The organism is Kitasatospora sp. NBC_01287 (assembly GCF_026340565.1).
Taxonomy (GTDB): domain Bacteria; phylum Actinomycetota; class Actinomycetes; order Streptomycetales; family Streptomycetaceae; genus Kitasatospora.
Window position 1 is genome coordinate 642,718 of the sequence record NZ_JAPEPB010000001.1, and the last position, 17,312, is coordinate 660,029.

The following is a 17,312-nucleotide window of genomic DNA, read 5'->3' on the forward strand; positions in this document are numbered from 1 at the left end:
GTGGTCCCGCATAGCCACTACGGCTGAGCCCGCGCACTGGGCTCAACCGGACCGCGACCGGTGGCCCGCCCCCGCGAACCGCGCACCACGACCCGCGCACCACGACCCGCGCACCACGACCCGCCCACCACGACACGCCCACCACCGGGCGCAAGGCACCCGGCCACCCCCGCGCGCTGCTAGAACGGGACGCCCGAGGGGTGAGGCTCTCCATGCACAAGCTGACCATCACACAGATCCCGATCACCACAAGGATCCCGACCGCCGAGCGAGGCCTGACGGCCGCGAACGGCCTGACCGCGCACGGCCCGTCCGTGCACAGCCCGGCCGCCCGGCAGCTGGCCGCCGCCGTGCTGCGGTTGGACGCGCGGCCGATCGACTACGTGCTGCTCGCCGTCTACTTCACCGTGGTGCTCGGCATCGGCGCGCTGGCGCGCCGCTCGGTCTCCTCCAGCCTCGACTTCTTCCTCTCCGGCCGTTCGCTGCCCGCGTGGATGACCGGGCTGGCGTTCATCTCCGCCAACCTGGGTGCCGTCGAGATCTTCGGCATGACCGCCAACGGCGCGCAGTTCGGCATCCCGACCGTGCACTACTACTGGATCGGCGCGATCCCGGCCATGGTCTTCCTCGGCCTGGTGATGATGCCGTTCTACTACGGCTCGAAGGTGCGCAGCGTCCCCGAGTTCCTGCTGCACCGCTTCGGCCGGTTCGCGCACCTGGTCAACGGGCTCAGCTTCGCGCTCGCCCAGGTGCTGATCGCCGGGGTGAACCTCTACGCGCTCGCGACGGTGGTCAACCTGCTGCTGGGCTGGCCGCTCTGGGTCTCCGTCATCGCGGCCGCCGTCATCGTGCTGGCCTACACCACGCTGGGCGGGCTGTCCGCGGCGGTCTACAACGAGGTGATGCAGTTCTTCGTCATCGTGGCGATGCTGGTCCCGCTCACCCTGGTGGGCCTGCACACGGTCGGCGGCTGGCACGGGTTGACCGACCGGATCAAGGCCGCGAACACCGACTCGGCCGTCCAGCTGCACTCCTGGCCCGGCACCAACCTCACCGGGATCGCCAACGCCACCCTCTCGGTGCTGGGCATCGTCTTCGGCCTCGGCTTCGTGCTCTCCTTCGGCTACTGGACCACCAACTTCGCCGAGGTGCAGCGCGCGCTCGCCGCCCGCAACATGTCCGCTGCCCGCCGCACCCCGTTGATCGGCGCCTATCCGAAGGCGCTGATCGCCCTGGTGATCGTGATCCCGGGCATGCTGGCCGCCGTCATCTCCCCCGAGCTGGCCGCCTACAAGGCCAGCGGCGGAACCCTGGACAACGGGGTGACCTACAACAACGCGATCGAGCTGCTGATCCGCGACCTGCTGCCGAACGGCATGCTGGGCGTGGCGATCACCGGCCTGCTGGCGGCCTTCATGGCCGGGATGGCGGCCAACGTCAGCTCGTTCAACACGGTCTTCACCTACGACCTGTGGCAGGCCTACGTGGTCAAGGACCGCCCGGACGCCTACTACCTGCGGGTCGGCCGCACCGTCACCGTGCTGGGCTGCGCGATCGCGATCGGCACGGCGTTCATCGCCAGTGGCTACAACAACATCATGGACTACCTCCAGACCCTGTTCTCCTTCTTCAACGCCCCGCTCTTCGCCACCTTCATCCTGGGCATGTTCTGGAAGCGCACCACCCCGATGGCCGGCGGCATCGGCCTGATCGTGGGCACCGCCTCGGCCTTCACGGTGGACCAGCTGAACCGGCACCACGTGCTGCACATGTCGGGCCAGGGTCCCAGCTTCGTCGCCGCCATCGCCGCCTTCGTGATGGACATCGCGGTCAGCGTCGCCGTCTCACTGGTCACCGAGTCCAAGCCGGACCGTGAACTGGTCGGGTTGGTCTGGTCGCTGACGCCGCGTGAGTCCCACCGCGAGGCGGGCGGCGCGCAGGACGCCGGGTGGTACCGCAGCCCCGTGCTGCTGGGGGTGGGCGCGCTGACGCTGGCGACCGCGCTCAGCGTGGTCTTCTGGTGAGGCGCTCGCCTCGGCGCCCGTGCTGCCGAGTGGCCGTCCGGTACGTGATCTCCTGCTAAGGACAACTTCCCCGTGTTCGACCTGCGTTGGATCCTCGCCCTGCTCTTCACCTTCTACGGCGCGGTGCTCACCGTCATGGGCGCGGCCTTCACCTCCCAGCGGGACCTGGACCGGGCCGGCGGTATCAACGTGAACCTCTGGATGGGCATCGCCATGCTGATCGCGGCGGCCCTGTTCGGTGCCTGGGCCCGGCTGCGCCCGGTACGGCCGGCCACGCCGCCCGAGCCGGCCGCGCCGGCCCCGGGATCCGGGGAGGGGTAGCGGCCGGGCGGCGGGACGGCGACCAGCCGCCGGGCAGCGGCCCGGCGGCGCGACAGCGTTACGGAGGCTACGAGTTGAGCGCCGACCAGAGCCAGACCCCGCCGACCCGGACGTACAGGCGCTTGTCCACGGTGTCCACCGCCATCGTCCCGTCGAGCGGGGCGTGGCTGAACGAGGCGTCGCTGACCGGGCCGGCCACCAGGCGCAGCGCAGCGGCCGGCTGGTTCCTGGCCGGCAGCGTGCCACCGGCCTGGCCGCCCTTGCTGCCGTAGGAGTTCTCCACCAGGAAGTCGCCGGTGCTGGAGCTCTCGTAGTAGATGTGGCTCCCGGTGGGCTGGGTGGCGTAGTGCCCCTCGACGTTGCGCAGCACGGCGGTCGAGCCGGGGCCCGAGTAGAGGTCGACGCCGGAGTTGACGGTCGCCACCGGGCCGTTGGCGATCAGTACGTTCTCCAGCGCGCCACCGCTGGTCGCCCAGGCGATGATGTTCTGCGCGGTGCTGTAGCCGGGCGCGAAACCGCCCGCGTAGCAGTAGATGTTGGTCGCGTAGACATGCGTGCAGGAGGCGTCGGTCTTCAGGTGCGGGCCGCCCTGCATGCTGGAGGTCTCGAACTTGCAGTCCGTCAGGTAGATCCCGTTGGGATTGTCGGTGCCGGCCGGCCCCTGCGTGATCCACAGCGCGCCGGTGCCGAAGTTCTCCAACCGGCAGCCGATGAAGTGAAGTTGGTTGACGCAGTCGGAGCTGTAGCCCCAACTCCCCTTGGTGGCGGAGGAGGAGTTGCGCAGCCAGATGTTGGGCTGGGTGGTGCTGCCCGGGGTGCCGGTGCTGGACTCGATCACCAGGTTGTAGAAGCGGGAGTCCCAGCACTCCACCGCGTCGACGCACAGGTCGTTGTTGCTCGACATGAAGACGTCGCGTACGTAGGAGTTGTTGTTGTAGTAGAGCTCCAGCAGCAGGCCGGTCCTGCCGTTGCCGTTGAAGCCGAGGTTCTCCACCGAGCAGTAGCTCAGATGGGTCGCCCCGCTCGGGTCGCTGCCCTGCCCCGACATCCGCAGCAGGATGCCGTTGCCGCCCTTGACCAGGGTGGCGGACTTGCTGCTGGCGCCGAGCAACCGCACACCCTTGCCGGTCACCGCGAGCGCGGGGCTGCCACCCGCCGGGGTGACCAGATAGGCGCCGGCCGGGAAGTAGACGGTGCCGCCGCCCGCGCCCGCGGCGGTGAGTGCGCGCTGCACGGCCGCGGTGTCGTCGGTGGTGCCGTCCCCGACCGCGCCGTAGTCCGTGACGCTGTACCAGTCCAGCGCGGAGCCGGCCGTGGCCGGACCCACCGTGGCCGAACCCATCCCGGCCGGACCCACCGTGGCCCGGCCGAGTGCGGCCGAACCGGCGGCAGCCGCGGCGGGCTGGGCCGACGGCAGAGTGGCGGCGCCCGCGAGCCCGGCGACGGCCCCCGTGAGCAGTGCGCGACGGCCGGCGCCGGTGCCCGATCCCCCCGTTTTGATCATTCTGACGTCCCTTCAGTATGGTTGGAACCGTTGGCAGTTCGAGCCGCTGGTTGGTCAACGCACAAGATCTCAGCGGCGCCGAGAATCAGTCAAGCGGAACCAGTTCTCCCGCTTGACGCCCCAGTCAGCGGTTGGTCCGCGAACGGCTCCGCCGTGACGCGGAATTCTGCTTCCCGAAAATACCGGCAGGCACGCGGACTGCCGGGAAGAGTGACAAGGATCGCCTCCGGTCGGCGATTTCCTCCGACCGAGGACGAACGCCGCCGGTTTCACAAATACTTCACCAGGCGCTGCTTGCGACGCCCATCAGGGCTATGGGCAGAATCGAGTCGTTCTGGCCGTACAGCGACAGCTCCGGGGGGAGATCGAGCTGGACAGGAGAGCTCCACCGTGAAGTTCCGCGCCAAGCGCGCCACCGACGACGTCCGCACGCCCTCGGTTCCGCAAGGCGGCGGGCAGGCGCCGGTTCCGTCGGCGGCGCTGACCTTGTCGCAGCGCCCGACGCCGGTCGGCGCGGGATCCCCCGCGGCGGCCCTGGCACCCGCCGCGGTGCCGCTGTCCGCGAACGACAGCGCGCTGATCAGAGCCAGTCTCTCCGTGATCGAACCGCATGCCGCGAACCTGCCCGGCTTCTTCTACGGAACGTTGTTCGGACGCTATCCACAGGTCCGCGAACTGTTCCCGCCCGACATGGACGTCCAGCACGACCGGCTGCTGCGGGCCCTGCTGATGATCGTCGATCTGGTGGACGACCGCGCCAATCTGATCCGGTTCTGCTCGCACCTGGGGCGCGACCACCGCAAGTTCGGCACCGAGAGCGCCCACTACGCGGCCGTCGGGGAGTGCCTGCTGGCCACCCTGGCGCACTACGCGGGCCCCGCCTGGACGGCGGAGACGGCCGGCGCCTGGTCCCGGGCCTACCAGACGGCCGCCGAGGTGATGGACCACGCCGCCAGGGCCGACGCCGCGGTGCGCCCCGCCGCCTGGGAGGCCCGGATCACGGCCCACCGCGGGCTCGGCGACGGCCTCGCCGAGTTGACCGTCCAGCCCGACCAGCCGTATCCGTTCGTCGGCGGGCAGTACGTCAGCCTGACCACGCCGTGGTGGCCGAAGATCTGGCGCTACTACTCCCCCGCCAACGCGCCGCGGCCCGACGGCACCCTCACCTTCCACGTCCGCGAGGTGCCGGGCGGGCGGGTCAGCGGCGCCTTGGTGCACCAGGCCACGGTCGGCGCCGTGCTGCGACTGGGCCCGCCGCAGGGCGACATGGTGCTCGATCCGGGCTCGACCCGCGACATCGTCTGCGTCGCGGGCGGCACCGGCGTCGCCCCGATCCGCGCCCTGGTGGAACAGGCCGTGCTGGACGGCGTGCGGCGCCGGATGGACCTGTTCCTGGGCTCCCGCACCATCGATGGGCTCTACGGGCTGGACGACCTGCTGCGGATGTCCCAGCGCCACCGCTGGCTGACCGTGCGCGCAGCGATCGCCGACCAGCGCGTCCAGGGCGGCGCCGCCGGCCTGCCCAAGGTGCTCGCGGAGGCCGGCCCCTGGCAGCAGCACGACGCCTACCTCAGCGGGCCCGCCCCGATGATCGTCACCGCCGCCCGGGTGCTGACCCGCTCCGGCCTGCCGCTGGAGCGGATCTACCACGACCCGTTCGTGACGCTGACCGATGCCCCCTGAGCCCTTCGACCTGAGCCCTTCGACCTGAGCCCTTCGACGCGAGCCCGACCTGACTGCCGCCGGCCGGACTGATGATCTGTCAGCTGAGGAACAGTCAGCTGACAGATCGTCAGGCCATGCCGGGTCAGGGCTTGAGCGCCACTCCCGCGTAGACCGAGGACTCCTCGTCGCTCACCGCCGCACCCTCCACGCTCTGCGGCCGCCAGCGCTGGGTGGGCACCAGGCCCGGCGCCACCAGCTCCCAGCCGGCGAAGAAGGCGGCGAACTCGGCCGCGCTGCGGGCCTGCAGCGGGGTGCCCGCCGCCTGGTATATCTGCACCAGGCGGGCGATCTCGGTGGGCGCGAAGTCCTCCGTCACGTGGGTCATCGCCAGGGCGCTGCCGGAGACCAACGCGCCCTTGAAGTGCTCCACGATCCCGGCGGTGCCGCGGTCGTCGGGGACGAAGTGCAGCAGCGCGTTGAGGCTCAGCGCGATCGGCCGGGAGAAGTCGAGGGTGGAGTGCAGCTCCGGCGAGGCCAGCAGACCGGCCGGGTCGGTGACATCGGCCTGGAGGTAGGTGGTGCGGCCCTCGGGGGTGCCGATCAGCAGCGCCTTGGCGTGCGCGAGCACGATGGGGTCGTTGTCGGCGTAGACCACCCGGGCGGACCTGTTGACGCTCTGCGCGATCTCGTGCAGGTTGGGCGAGGTGGGGATGCCGGTGCCGATGTCGAGGAACTGGTCGATCCCGGCCTCGGCGAGGGCCCGGGTGGCGCGGTGCATGAAGGCGCGGTTGACCCTGGCGGTGGTCTGCACGAACGGCATCACCGCCTTGACCTGCCCGGCCGCCTCGCGGTCGGCGGCGAAGTTGGTGACGCCGCCCAGGAAGTAGTCGTACATGCGGGCGGAGTGCGCCCGGTGCAGCTCCAGGTTGACACCGTCGTAGTCGGTCATCGGTCCCCCTCGGTGATCGGTGTCGAGATCGGTCTCGTGATCCGTCTCGTGATCCGTCTCGTGATCCGTACAACTGGACGACCACCATGATTCCCCAGACCCGGGGCCGCGATCCCGGTAACCCGAAAGATCTCTTGCCGCCTGCATATGACACGATGTCAGTTAGTGCGACCATATGAACATCACAAACTGTTCTTGTCGTGCGCCAGGACGCCCGCACTCTGGTTCCATGGTCCACGAGGGTGAGCAGCACTCGTCCCGAGGCGGCCCCGCCGCGCCGCTGCCCGAACGCCGAGAACCGACGAAGGCAGGACCGATGACGATCGACAAGGGCGGCCGCACACCGGGGCGCCCGGGAGGGCCGGCGGTGGACAGCACGGGCGAGGGCGCGGCCAGTGCCCGGCTGCGACTGTCCTACCAGGTGTTCTGCGAGCTCCACGGCCGCGCCTGGCTCGCCTTCGCCCGCACCCGGATCGGCAACCTCGCGGACGCCGAGCTGGTGGTGGCGGCGATGAAGGAGGAACTGGCGCAGCAGTGGCCGCACGCCCTGCGCCACCCGACGCCGGCCGCCTACGCCTGGCGGCTGCTCAAGTCCCATCTGCACCAATGGGCCTGGCACCAGGACGAGGTGGAGGTCGAGGCCACCACCTTCGCGGCGGTGATCGGCCGGTTCAAAGAGCTGGCCGGCGACAGCCTGCGCAGCGAGGAGGACCAGGTCGGCCTGTACGGCTCGATCCTGGCGCTGCCGGACCGCCAGCGCGACGTGGTGATCCTGCGGTACGTGCTCGACCTGGACGACCTGGAGATCGCCGCCTACCTGGACCACCCGGTGGAGACCGTGCGCTCCAACCTGCGCCACGCGCGCGAGCGGCTGGCCCGGCGCCTGGGGATCGGTGCGCTGCCGGACCGGCGGGCCGAGCGGTGAGCCGGCGGCCCAGGTCCGGCGCGCTGCCCGAGTGGCTGGGCTGCGAACCGACCGGCGCGGCAGCCGATGCGGAGGGCACGCAGGCCGGACCCGTGCGCTCCATCCCCACACCTGTGCGCCCCTACGAGGACCTGATCGCGACCGCCCGCCAGGCCCGGCTCACCGCCGCCCCGGCCAACCTGCCCACCGAGCACGAGCAGGCGAAGTTCGAGCTCGGCCTGGTCGTCGCGCTGATCCTGGACGCGCCCGAGGCGGCGCGTGGCCTGGACCTGCTGGTCAACGACCGGCAGATCCACCCCGAGGGCGCCGAGGTCTTCGCCGCGCTGCTCTACGCCACCGAGCGGCGGGACGGCGCGGAGTTCTGGTGGCGCTTCGCGGCCGGCTCCGGCAGCCGGATCGCCGCCTACTGCCTGCACCTGCACCACCTGTGGCTGGGCGAGCTGAGCGACGCGGACTACTGGCTGGCCTGGTCCCGCGACCTGGCCGCCCGGGCCCGGCCCACCCCGCCGCGCCCGCTGCACTCCAGCCAGCCGCTGCTGCCCGACGCCGTCCGCCGCGACATCCTGGCGCGCTGCCACCGCGGCCTGGCCCCGCGCCTGCCGGCCGCGGTGGAGGCGGTGATCGACCGGCTGCCGGTCGAGAGCGCTGACGAGAACCACACCGGCGTCCCCCAGCCGGACACGCTCGCCGCCTCCGCGCTGGACCCCGAGCCGCCCGCCGCGCCCGCCCCGACGAGCCGGAGCGCGGCGGACATCACCGCGCGCGAGCAGGCGTCCGGCTGCCACAACCGCCCCCGCCGCGCGGCACCGTAGACCGGCGCGCGGACCGGCGGCGAGCACGGGCGAAGCAGGCAGCGCGACCCGGCGGCGAGCACGGGCGAAGCAGGCAGCGCGGGCGAAGCGGGCGGGCCGCATGCCGGCCCGCCCTGCCGCGCCGACCCGGCAGGCATGAACTCCCGGTGCCCGGGGCAGTGATCGTCGCGGCGCCCGTGGCCTGCATGGGCATGACGACCACCACCGGGAGGCCCGCTGCCATGAGTGACGACCGGTTCCTCACCCTCTCCGCCGAGCTGACCGGCTTCGCGGTCGACGAGTTGCGGGCCACCGGCCTGGCCGCCACCTACCGGGCGGTGCTCCTGGAGCACGCGGGCCCCGAGGCGCTGGCCCGGCTGACGGCGCTCGGCGGCGCCCCGCCCCCGGCGGACGAGCCGCTGCGCGCGCTGGCCCGGGACCTGGTCCAACTCTGGTACTGCGGCACCCGGCCCGGCGCGCGCCCGGAGGTCGTCTCCGCCCAGGCCTACGCCAACGGCCTGGTCTGGCGCGCCTTCGGCGGCCGGGCCCCCGGCACCACCGCTGCCGGCCACGGCAGTTGGAGCACCGCCCCGGCGAACCGATGAGCACGCCGCAGGAGCGGCACTGGGACGCCGTGGTGGTCGGCGCGGGCTTCGCCGGTTCACTGGTGGCCAAGGGGCTGGGCGAGCGCGGCTGGCGGGTGCTGGTGCTGGAGGCCGGGGCCGGGCAGTCGCACGCCGAGGCGCTGGAGGCCTACCGCACCGCGCCCGCCAAGACCCCCAACTCCCCCTACCGCAGCACCCCCAGCGCCCCCTCCCCCGACGTCACCGACCTCAGCGGCGAGGCGGGCGGCGGCTTCCACGCGGACGGCTACTTCGTGCAGCGCGGCCCGCTGCCCTACGCCAGCGGCTACCTGCGGGCCAACGGCGGCACCGGGCTGGCCTGGACCGGCCTGGCTCCCCGGATGCACCCGGAGGACTTCCGGGCCGGGGACTTCGGCCACGGGCGCGACTGGCCGATCGGCTACCAGGACCTGGAGCCCTACTACCGCGCCGCCGAGCGCGAGATCGGGGTGGCCGGCGACGCCGAGGAGCAGCGCGCGCAGGTCGGCCTGCCGCTCCCGGACGGCTACCGCTTCCCGCTGCGCGCGATCCCGCGCAGCTACCTGGACCAGGTGATGTCCCGCGCGCTGGACGGCCACAGCGTGCGCGACCCGGCCGGCCCGGCCCCCGTGCGGCTGCGGGTGGTCGGCACGCCGCACGCCCGCAACAGCCTGCCGACCCCCGGCCACAGCGTCGAGGGCGGCAGCTGCGTCGGCCACGCCAGCTGCGTGCCGATCTGCCCGTCCCAGGCCAAGTACACCCCGCTGCGCACCCAGGCGCGCTGGCGGCCCTCGGTGCACCTGCTCACCCGGGCGGTGGTCAGCCGGGTGCTGCTCGACGCCGCCGGGCGGGCCACCGGGGTCGAGTACCGCGGTGATCCGGCGGACGGCACCCGCACCGTGCGGGCCGACCTGGTGGTGCTGGCCGCGCACGCGATCGAGAACGCCCGGCTGCTGCTGCTCTCCGGCGCCGCGAACAGCAGCGACCAGGTCGGCCGCAACCTGATGGACCATCCGGTGCTGCTCACCTGGGGTCTGATGCCGCGTCAGATCGGGCCCTACCGGGGCCCGGGTTCGACCTCGGGCCTGGAGGGCTTCCGGTTCGGGCCGGCCCGGGCCCGCCGGGCGCCGTTCCGGGTGGAGATCGGCAACTGGGGCTGGACCTGGGCGCTGGGCCCGCCGGACGGCCGGGTCGCCGAACTGCTGCGCTCCGGCGGACCGGACGGGCGGGGCCGGTTCGGCACGGAGCTGCGCCGGACGGTCGCCGACCGGGTCGGCCGCGAGTTCGCCTTCCAGTTCGAGATGGAGCAGGACGCCGACCCGGCGAACCGGGTCACCCTCGACCCGCGCCTGCGCGACCCGCTGGGTCTGCCGCGCCCGGCGCTGCACTACGACCTCTCCGGCTGGGTCCGGCGTGGCATCGCCGCCGCGAAGGGCGTCTCCGACCAGCTCTTCACGCTGCTCGGGGCCGAGGACCTCACCAGCTTCGCCCCCGGGGCCGGCTGGCCCGGCTACTTCGAGCACGAGGGCCGCGGCTACGCCTACCGGGCCGCCGGTCACGGCGCGGGCACCCACCTGATGGGCACTTCGCCCACCGACTCCGTGGTCGACCAGTGGCAGCGCTGCTGGGACCACCCCAACCTCTACGCGGTGGGCTGCGGCAGCATGCCCAGCGTCGCCACCGCCAACCCCTCGCTGACCATGGCGGCCCTCGCCCTGCGCAGCACCGAGGCGATCCACCGCACCCTGCTCGCCCGCCGCCGCCTCAACGCGTCGCCGCCCGCCCTCGAAGGAGCCGACCACCCGTGACCCAGGACCAGCCGCTCGCCCTGCCGCCCGTGCCGGCGCCCTACCAACTGCCCTTCCACTACGGGGCCCTGCACAACATCGGAATCGACTTCCTGGTCGACCCGGTGCCGGTCCGCGCCCTGCTCGCCGAGCACCACCCCGAGCTGGCGGCGGCCGACTTCGACGGGCGGGCCTGCGTCTCGCTCAACTACCAGCTCTACTTCGCGCAGTACCCGTTCGGCGGCGGCATGACCCAGGAGATCGAGGTCAACATCGTCGCCCACCCCGAGCAGGCCGCCCACCGCCTGGCCGCGCTGGACTACCAGCAGTACGCACGCGGCTTCGACCAGACCAAGCTGCTCGGCATCGCCCGGATCCACGTGCTCTGCGACAACCCGCTCGCCATCGACGCCGGGCGCAGGCTCTACGCCGAACCGAAGTACCCCGGCTGGTTCGAGACCGTGATGCCCTCCCTCAACGGCCCGGCCGACCAGCAGCGCTGGTCGATCACCTGCAAGCGGGCCGAACCCGGCGCGGCGGGGGCGGACGGCGCCGGGGGCATCGAGCGCTCGGACCACACGCTCTTCTCCTTCGAGGCCGAGCTGGCCGGCCTGGCGGGCGAACCGGTCAACAACACCCCGATCACCGGCTACGGCACCGACCCCCGGGCCGGGCTGCTGGCCGGGCCGATGAACGTCTACCAACCCTACCGCCACCACTTCCTGGAGCCGGGGAGCGAGGAGCGGGTCCGGCTCACCGTCACCGATGCGACCGCCCCGGTCGGACGGGACCTCACCGCGCTGATCGGCCCCGCCCCCGCCGCCGGCGTCTGGACCTACCAGTCCGCCCCGGTGGCCGCGCACAACCGGGCGTACTACCTGGCCGCCAAGGGCTGAGAGATCGCCGGACACCGCCGACGGAACTACCCGACGGTTGAGTGGGCGAGACCACCAGTCCCGGATCCGGCCCCGATGGACGCGCCGTTCCCGGCCGCCAGCGCGTCCACCGCCGACCCGGCCGCCGCCAGCGAGGCCTCGCCCAACTCCTGGAGCCCGGCCAGCGCGGGGATGTCCGCTGCCCGGGTCAACTCGGCGTGCACGAAGCGCAGGTTCGCCTCGGCGACCCCGAGGTTGCCGAAGTACGCCCGCAGGTAGGGCATCTGGTGGTCGAAGGCCTCGCGCGGGGTGCCGGGACCGTACCCTCCGCCGCGCGCGGTCACCACCACCACCTCGGCGCCGCGCAGCAGGCTCTCGCCGGTCCCCGGGTCGGTGAAGGCGCCGGGGAAGCTGATCCGGTCGATCCAGGCCTTCAGCGTGGCCGGGATCGCGAGGTTGTACATCGGCACGCCGAGCAGCACGGTGTCGGCGGCGAGCACCTCCTCGATCAGCGGCCGGGTCAGCGCCCACTCCCGCTCCTCGGCCGGGCCCTGAACCAGCGCGGCCACCTGGGCCGGGTGGAGCGTGCCCTGCCGCTCCACCCGCTGCCCGAGCCGGGCGTAGGCCGAGCCGATCATCGGCACGGGGTCGGCTGCCAGGTCGCGGTAGCGGTAGCCGGCCGCGCCGTGCGCCGTGCGCCAGGCGGCCGCGAAGCGCTCGGTCAGCCGGCGGCTGACCGACTCCTCGGCGGTGCTGATACTGGTGTCGATGTGCAGCAAAGTGGTCATGATGGCCCTCTCCCGGTCACCTGGGGTGCGTCGAATCCGTCAAACAGATCGACGGAACAGGCCGGGGAAAGGTGACCGATGGGCGCGACGGACGTGGTGGACGTGGTGGACATGGTGGACATGGTGGACGCGATGGACGTGGTGGACGCGATGGACGTGGTGGACGCGATGGACGCGATGGACGAGTACGAGAAGCCGCGGCGGCAGCAACCCGCGGGGCGGCCCGTACCCGGATCGGGGTCCGCAGCCGGGGTCCGGAGCGGTGGTGGGGGCGATATCGAGGAGCTGGCCGTCCGGTTCGAGGCGGAGCGCGGCGCGCTGCGGGCCCTCGCCCAGCGGATGCTCGGCCCCACCGGTGAGGCGCAGGACGCGGTGCAGGAGGCCTGGCTGCGGCTGAGCCGGGCCGATGCCGGCGAGGTGGCGAACCTGGCCGCCTGGCTGCGGACCGTCGTCTCCCGGATCTGCCTGGACCTGCTGCGCTCGCGCGCCGCACGCCGCGAGGAGTTGGACTCCGCGCCGGCGCCCGACCGGGTCGCCGAGGCCGCGGACGGCGGCGACCCCGAGCACGAGGCGCTGCTGATCGACGAGGTGGGCCGTGCGCTGCTGGTGGTGCTGGACCGGCTCGCCCCCGCCGAGCGGGTGGCCTTCGTGCTGCACGATCTGTTCGCCGTACCGTTCGACCGGATCGCCCCCATCGTGGAGCGCACGCCGGTCGCCGCCAAGAAGCTCGCCAGCCGCGCCCGCCACCGGGTCCAGGGCGCCCCGCTCGCCCCGCCCGCCGAGGTGGCCCGGCAGCGGCGGGTCGTCGAGGCGTTCCTGACCGCCTCGCGCGGCGGCGACCTGGCGGCGCTGCTCGACCTGCTGGCCCCCGACGTGGTGCGCCGGGCCGACCCCGCCGCGCTGCCGTCCGGTGCGGCGCTGGAGACCCGCGGCGCGCTCGCGGTCGCCCAGGGGACGCTGGTCTTCGGGCGGCGCTCGCGGTTCGCGGCGCTCGCGCTGGTCGACGGGGCGGTGGGCCTGGTGGTGGCCCCGCACGGCCGGCTGCTGCTCGCGCTCACCTTCACCGTCGAGGGCGAGCGGATCGCCGGCTACCAGGTGATCGCCGACCCCGTGCGACTGCGGCGACTCGATCTGGCCGTACTCGGCGAGGCCCCCGTGCTCGACGAGGCCCCCGTGCCCGGGGAGCCGACGGCACCCGGCGGCCCCGCCCGACGGACCACCGCTTCCTGACAGGCCGCCTCTTCCCGGTGGGCCGCCTCTTCCTGACGGGGCCACGCCGAGCGTACGATCCCCCGACAGCCCGCCTACCCCGTCCCCGGAGGACCATCCAGTGGAGTACTCGGAGTACCGCAGCCATGACGCCGTGGGCCTGGCCGGGCTGGTCGCGGCGGGCGAGGTCAGCGCCACCGAGCTGCTGGAGCTGGCGATCACCCGGGCCGGGGCGGTCAACGGGCGGCTCAACGCCATCATCACCCCCATGCACGAGGCGGCCAGGGCCCGCGCCGCCGAGCCGCTGAGCGGTCCGTTCGCGGGAGTGCCGTTCCTGCTCAAGGACCTGATGCAGGACTACGCGGGCCTGCCCACCGGCAGCGGGTGCCGCGCGCTGCGCGACCGGCCGGCCGAGCGCCACAGCGAGGTGGTCAGCCGCTGGCTGGCGGCCGGCCTGGTGGTCTTCGGCAAGACCAACACCCCGGAGTTCGGCGCCAAGGGCATCACCGAGCCCGAGGTGTACGGGGCCACCCGCAACCCCTGGGACCTGGGCCGCACCCCCGGCGGCTCCTCGGGCGGCTCGGCGGCCGCCGTCGCGGCCGGGATCCTCCCGATGGCGGGCGCGAACGACGGCGGCGGCTCGATAAGGATCCCGGCCGCCTGCTGCGGGCTCTTCGGCCTCAAGGCGGGGCGCGGCCTGGTCCCGGCCGGCCCGCTGGCGGCCGAGCACCTGCTCGGCGCCGCGACGGACGGCGTGCTCTCGCGGAGCGTGCGCGACTCGGCAGCGATGCTCGACGTGCTCACCGGGACCCCCGACCCGGGCGGCCCCTACCTCGCGGCCCGCCCCGCCGCGCCGTACGCCGAGCTGGCCCGCCGGGCGCCCGAGCGGCTGCGGATCGGCTTCAGCACCCGCTCACCGCTCGGCACCGAGGTGCACCCGCAGGCCGTGGCCGCCGTCGAGGACGCCGCCGCACTGCTCGCCTCGCTCGGCCACGTGGTGGAACCGGCCGAGACCGGCATCGACGAGCACCGGCTCGCGCTCGACTTCCTCTCCATGTGGTGCGTCCAACTGGCCCACACCGTGGACGACATCCGCCGCACCACCGGCGCCGGGCCGGACGGCTTCGAGCTGGACACCCACCTGCTGGCCGCCGCCGGGCGCGCCGTGCGGGCCCCCGACCACTACGCGACCCATCAGCGCTGGAACACCTACAACCGCGAGCTGGCCGCCTTCCACTCCCGCTACGACCTGCTGCTCACCCCGACCCTGGCCCGCCCCGCCGTGCGGATCGGCGAACTCGACACGCCCGCGCCGGTGCGCGCGGTGGCCAAGGTCCTGCTGCGGCTGGGGCTGCTCGGCACGCTGGCCGGCACCAAGGCCTGGGAGCGCGCGGTGATCGCCAACCTCTCGGCCACCCCGTACACCCAGCTGGCCAACCTCACCGGGCGCCCGGCGATGAGCGTGCCGACCTACCGCACGCCGGACGGGCTACCGCTGGGCGTGCAGTTCGTCGGCCCGCTGGGCGGCGAGGGCACCCTGCTCGCGCTCGCCACCCAGTTGGAGGCGGCCCGGCCCTGGGCCGCGCTCGCCCCGGCGCTCTGACCTCCCTGCCTCCTCGCGCTCTGACGCGGGCTCACGCCTCCGCGGTCGCCGTCGGCGGCGTCAGAGGGGGCGTGAGCAGCACGAAGTCCGCGCCCGCCGGATCGACGCAGACCGCCATCCGGCCGATGTCCGGAGCGTCGACCGGGCCCATCTGGACGGTGCCGCCCTGCGCGGTGACCTTGGCGACCGTGGCGTCGCAGTCGACCACCGTGAAGACGGGGTGCCAGTACGGCAGGCCGCTGGTCAGCGTCAGGTGCTCGGGCCGCAGCTCCAGCAGACCGCCGAACATCCGCTCCGGCGGCAGCCCGTGCGGCGTCAGCAGCGTGTAGCCGCCCTCGCCGCCGGGCATCGGGACCTCGCTGCTCCGCCAGCCGAAGAGGCCGCCGTAGAACCGCTTCGCGGCGGCCGCGTCGGTGGTGTAGAGCTCGGCCCAGCAGAGGCTGCCGGGCTCGTCGGTGAGCTCCATCCCCGGCATGGTGCCGGGCTGCCAGACCGCGAACCGGCCGCCCTGCGGGTCGGTGAACTGGGCCAGCCGCCCCTCCTTGCCGGCATCGGTCGGCGGCAGCCGGACCGTGCCGCCCGCGTCGAGCACGGCCTCGGCGGCGGCACCCGCGTCGGGCGTGTTGAAGTAGACCGTCCAGGCCGAGCGGGCGCCCGCTTCGGTCAGCCGGCCGACGGCGCCGACGGCGCGGCCGCCCACCCGCAGGACGGCGTAGCCCTCGGCCTCCTCGCCGAAGGACTGGGCCTCCCAGCCGAAGACCGCGCCGTAGAACGCGACGGCGGCGGCGACATCGGGCGCGCCCAGGTCGATCCAGCACGGGGAGCCGGGGACGAAGTCGGTGGTGAGCACGGCGCCTCTCCTTACGCTTGGTCAGGTGCTTCCTCTGCCGCCCACCCTCGCACCCGCCACTGACAACGCACCGCCGACTCGCTTACTCCGGAAGGAAACTGATGGATCATCAGATCTTATGACCGCCCTCCCTCCACCAACTCCCCCTCCTCCCCCCAGAGCTCCACCCGGTGCCCCGCCACCACCTCCCGGATCCGGTCGAGCGCCTCCGCGACCGGCACCGGGGCGAGGCGGCGACCGTCGCGCAACCGCAGCGCGACCGCCTCGGCCGCCGCCTCGCGCGAGCCGATGACCGCCTGGTACGGCACCAGCCGGGCAGCGCGGATCCGCGCCCCGAGACTGCCGGCCCCGGGCAGCGCCGGCTCGGCCCGCAGCCCCGCCGCCAGGCAGCGCTCGACCAGCGCGACGGCGGCCGGCACCTGCGCCTCGCTCACCGGCAGCGCGACCAGCTGCACCGGCGCCAGCCAGGCCGGGAAGGCACCGGCATGCCGCTCGATCAGGTGGGCGACCGCCCGTTCGACGCTGCCGATCACCGCGCGGTGCACCATCACCGGCCGGTGCGCGGCGCCGTCGGAGCCGACGTAGCGCAGGTCGAACCGGGCGGGCTGGTGGAAGTCGACCTGGATGGTGGAGAGGGTGGCCTCGCGCCCCAGCGGATCGGCGATCTGCACGTCGATCTTGGGCCCGTAGAAGGCGGCCTCGCCCTCGGCCCGCTCGTACTCGATGCCCGCCTCGTCCAGCACGCCGACCAGCAGCTCGGCGCCGCGCCGCCACATCTCCGCGTCGGCCACGTACTTGTCGCCGGCACCGGGCAGCGAGAGCCGGTAGCGGGCCGCCTCGATCCCCAGCGCCCGGTAGGCCCCGCGGATCAGCTCCAGCGCCGACCTGACCTCGTCGGCCACCTGGTCCAGGGCGCAGAAGACGTGCGCGTCGTTGAGCTGGATCGACCGGACCCGGGTCAGCCCACCCAGCACGCCGGACCGCTCGGCTCGGTACATCCCACCCAACTCGGCCATCCTCAGCGGCAGTTCGCGGTAACTGCGGGCCCGGGAGCGGAAGATCACCGCGTGGTGCGGGCAGAGGCTGGGCCGCAGCAGCAGCTCGTCGCCGCCCACCTCCAGCGGCGGGAACATGTCCTCCCGGTAGTGCGCCCAGTGGCCGGAGAGCTCGTACAGCTCGCGCTTGCCGAGCACCGGTGAATACACGTGCTGGTAACCGGCCCGGCGCTCGACCTCGCGGACGTACTCCTCCAGCGCGTGCCGGACGGCGGCACCGGCCGGCAGCCAGTAGGGCAGTCCCGCGCCGATCAGCGGGTCGGTGTCGAACAGCTCCAGCTCGCGACCGAGCTTGCGGTGGTCGGGCAGTTCGCCAGGGTTCATGGTGGGCACTCCTCACGGTGGTGGGACGAGTGCCGGTACG

The 17,312-nt window shown here is 73.4% G+C and carries 15 protein-coding genes; 10 read left to right on the plus strand and 5 right to left on the minus strand.

From position 1 onward, the window contains the following. The first annotated feature begins 212 nt into the window (after positions 1 to 212). The gene (locus tag OG455_RS02415; RefSeq protein WP_266289643.1) at positions 213 to 2,024 is read left to right on the plus strand and encodes a sodium:solute symporter family protein; all 1,812 of its coding nucleotides are present in this window, start codon (positions 213 to 215) and stop codon (positions 2,022 to 2,024) included. Between the two features lie 72 nt (positions 2,025 to 2,096). Next, positions 2,097 to 2,345 carry a hypothetical protein gene (locus OG455_RS02420; RefSeq protein WP_266289645.1) on the plus strand — a complete coding sequence of 83 codons (249 nt, stop codon included), beginning with the start codon at positions 2,097 to 2,099 and terminating at the stop codon, positions 2,343 to 2,345. Between the two features lie 67 nt (positions 2,346 to 2,412). On the opposite strand, the gene OG455_RS02425 is transcribed toward OG455_RS02420, so the two are convergent. After that, positions 2,413 to 3,849, minus strand: a complete 1,437-nt coding sequence (locus OG455_RS02425) for a glycosyl hydrolase family 28-related protein (RefSeq protein ID WP_323185390.1) — start codon at positions 3,847 to 3,849, stop codon at positions 2,413 to 2,415. A 390-nt stretch (positions 3,850 to 4,239) separates the two neighbouring features. Between OG455_RS02425 and OG455_RS02430 the strand changes: the two genes are divergently transcribed. Then, positions 4,240 to 5,532: a globin domain-containing protein gene (locus OG455_RS02430; RefSeq protein ID WP_266289647.1), complete on the plus strand. Its 1,293-nt coding sequence runs from the start codon at positions 4,240 to 4,242 to the stop codon at positions 5,530 to 5,532. A 124-nt stretch (positions 5,533 to 5,656) separates the two neighbouring features. On the opposite strand, the gene OG455_RS02435 is transcribed toward OG455_RS02430, so the two are convergent. Further along, positions 5,657 to 6,463 (minus strand): SAM-dependent methyltransferase, encoded by an 807-nt coding sequence (locus tag OG455_RS02435; protein ID WP_266289649.1) that lies wholly within the window; start codon positions 6,461 to 6,463, stop codon positions 5,657 to 5,659. A gap of 316 nt (positions 6,464 to 6,779) precedes the next feature. Here OG455_RS02435 and OG455_RS02440 point away from each other — a divergent pair, with 316 nt between their 5' ends. The 5 genes from OG455_RS02440 (at position 6,780) to OG455_RS02460 (ending at position 11,464) form a co-directional block, all read left to right on the plus strand. Next, positions 6,780 to 7,388 (plus strand): RNA polymerase sigma factor, encoded by a 609-nt coding sequence (locus tag OG455_RS02440; RefSeq protein WP_266289651.1) that lies wholly within the window; start codon positions 6,780 to 6,782, stop codon positions 7,386 to 7,388. Between the two features lie 92 nt (positions 7,389 to 7,480). Continuing rightward, complete coding sequence (locus OG455_RS02445; RefSeq protein WP_266289653.1) at positions 7,481 to 8,200, plus strand: hypothetical protein; 720 nt, start codon at positions 7,481 to 7,483, stop codon at positions 8,198 to 8,200. Positions 8,201 to 8,421: 221 nt separating this feature from the next. After that, complete coding sequence (locus OG455_RS02450; protein ID WP_266289655.1) at positions 8,422 to 8,784, plus strand: hypothetical protein; 363 nt, start codon at positions 8,422 to 8,424, stop codon at positions 8,782 to 8,784. Further along, positions 8,781 to 10,589, plus strand: coding sequence for a GMC family oxidoreductase (locus tag OG455_RS02455; RefSeq protein ID WP_266289657.1), 1,809 nt, complete (start codon positions 8,781 to 8,783; stop codon positions 10,587 to 10,589). The genes OG455_RS02450 and OG455_RS02455 overlap by 4 nt, the downstream gene beginning before the upstream one ends. After that, entirely contained in the window at positions 10,586 to 11,464 is an 879-nt protein-coding gene (locus tag OG455_RS02460) for a hypothetical protein (RefSeq protein WP_266289659.1), read from the plus strand. The genes OG455_RS02455 and OG455_RS02460 overlap by 4 nt, the downstream gene beginning before the upstream one ends. Before the next feature lie 26 nt (positions 11,465 to 11,490). Here the strand turns inward: OG455_RS02460 and OG455_RS02465 are convergent, their stop codons facing one another. Then, the gene (locus tag OG455_RS02465; RefSeq protein ID WP_266289661.1) at positions 11,491 to 12,231 is read right to left on the minus strand and encodes an FMN-dependent NADH-azoreductase; all 741 of its coding nucleotides are present in this window, start codon (positions 12,229 to 12,231) and stop codon (positions 11,491 to 11,493) included. Between the two features lie 78 nt (positions 12,232 to 12,309). Here OG455_RS02465 and OG455_RS02470 point away from each other — a divergent pair, with 78 nt between their 5' ends. Next, positions 12,310 to 13,461, plus strand: coding sequence for a sigma-70 family RNA polymerase sigma factor (locus OG455_RS02470; RefSeq protein WP_323185391.1), 1,152 nt, complete (start codon positions 12,310 to 12,312; stop codon positions 13,459 to 13,461). Between the two features lie 100 nt (positions 13,462 to 13,561). Continuing rightward, positions 13,562 to 15,043 (plus strand): amidase, encoded by a 1,482-nt coding sequence (locus tag OG455_RS02475; protein WP_266289663.1) that lies wholly within the window; start codon positions 13,562 to 13,564, stop codon positions 15,041 to 15,043. 31 nt (positions 15,044 to 15,074) lie between these two features. On the opposite strand, the gene OG455_RS02480 is transcribed toward OG455_RS02475, so the two are convergent. Next, a complete protein-coding gene (locus tag OG455_RS02480) occupies positions 15,075 to 15,893 on the minus strand; it encodes a VOC family protein (protein WP_266289665.1) in 819 nt (272 codons plus the stop codon). Positions 15,894 to 16,009: 116 nt separating this feature from the next. Continuing rightward, positions 16,010 to 17,257 carry a threonine--tRNA ligase gene (gene thrS / locus OG455_RS02485; RefSeq protein WP_266300632.1) on the minus strand — a complete coding sequence of 416 codons (1,248 nt, stop codon included), beginning with the start codon at positions 17,255 to 17,257 and terminating at the stop codon, positions 16,010 to 16,012. Positions 17,258 to 17,312 lie beyond the last annotated feature (55 nt).

What these genes read in the sequence shown, in the direction of transcription:
- OG455_RS02435 (WP_266289649.1), bottom strand. Translation starts at nt 6,463, where the DNA reads ATGACCGACTACGACGGTGTCAACCTGGAGCTGCACCGGGCGCACTCC.
- OG455_RS02415 (WP_266289643.1), top strand. Translation starts at nt 213, where the DNA reads ATGCACAAGCTGACCATCACACAGATCCCGATCACCACAAGGATCCCG.
- OG455_RS02470 (WP_323185391.1), top strand. Translation starts at nt 12,310, where the DNA reads ATGGGCGCGACGGACGTGGTGGACGTGGTGGACATGGTGGACATGGTG.
- OG455_RS02440 (WP_266289651.1), top strand. Translation starts at nt 6,780, where the DNA reads ATGACGATCGACAAGGGCGGCCGCACACCGGGGCGCCCGGGAGGGCCG.
- OG455_RS02465 (WP_266289661.1), bottom strand. Translation starts at nt 12,231, where the DNA reads ATGACCACTTTGCTGCACATCGACACCAGTATCAGCACCGCCGAGGAG.
- OG455_RS02450 (WP_266289655.1), top strand. Translation starts at nt 8,422, where the DNA reads ATGAGTGACGACCGGTTCCTCACCCTCTCCGCCGAGCTGACCGGCTTC.
- OG455_RS02455 (WP_266289657.1), top strand. Translation starts at nt 8,781, where the DNA reads ATGAGCACGCCGCAGGAGCGGCACTGGGACGCCGTGGTGGTCGGCGCG.
- OG455_RS02425 (WP_323185390.1), bottom strand. Translation starts at nt 3,849, where the DNA reads ATGATCAAAACGGGGGGATCGGGCACCGGCGCCGGCCGTCGCGCACTG.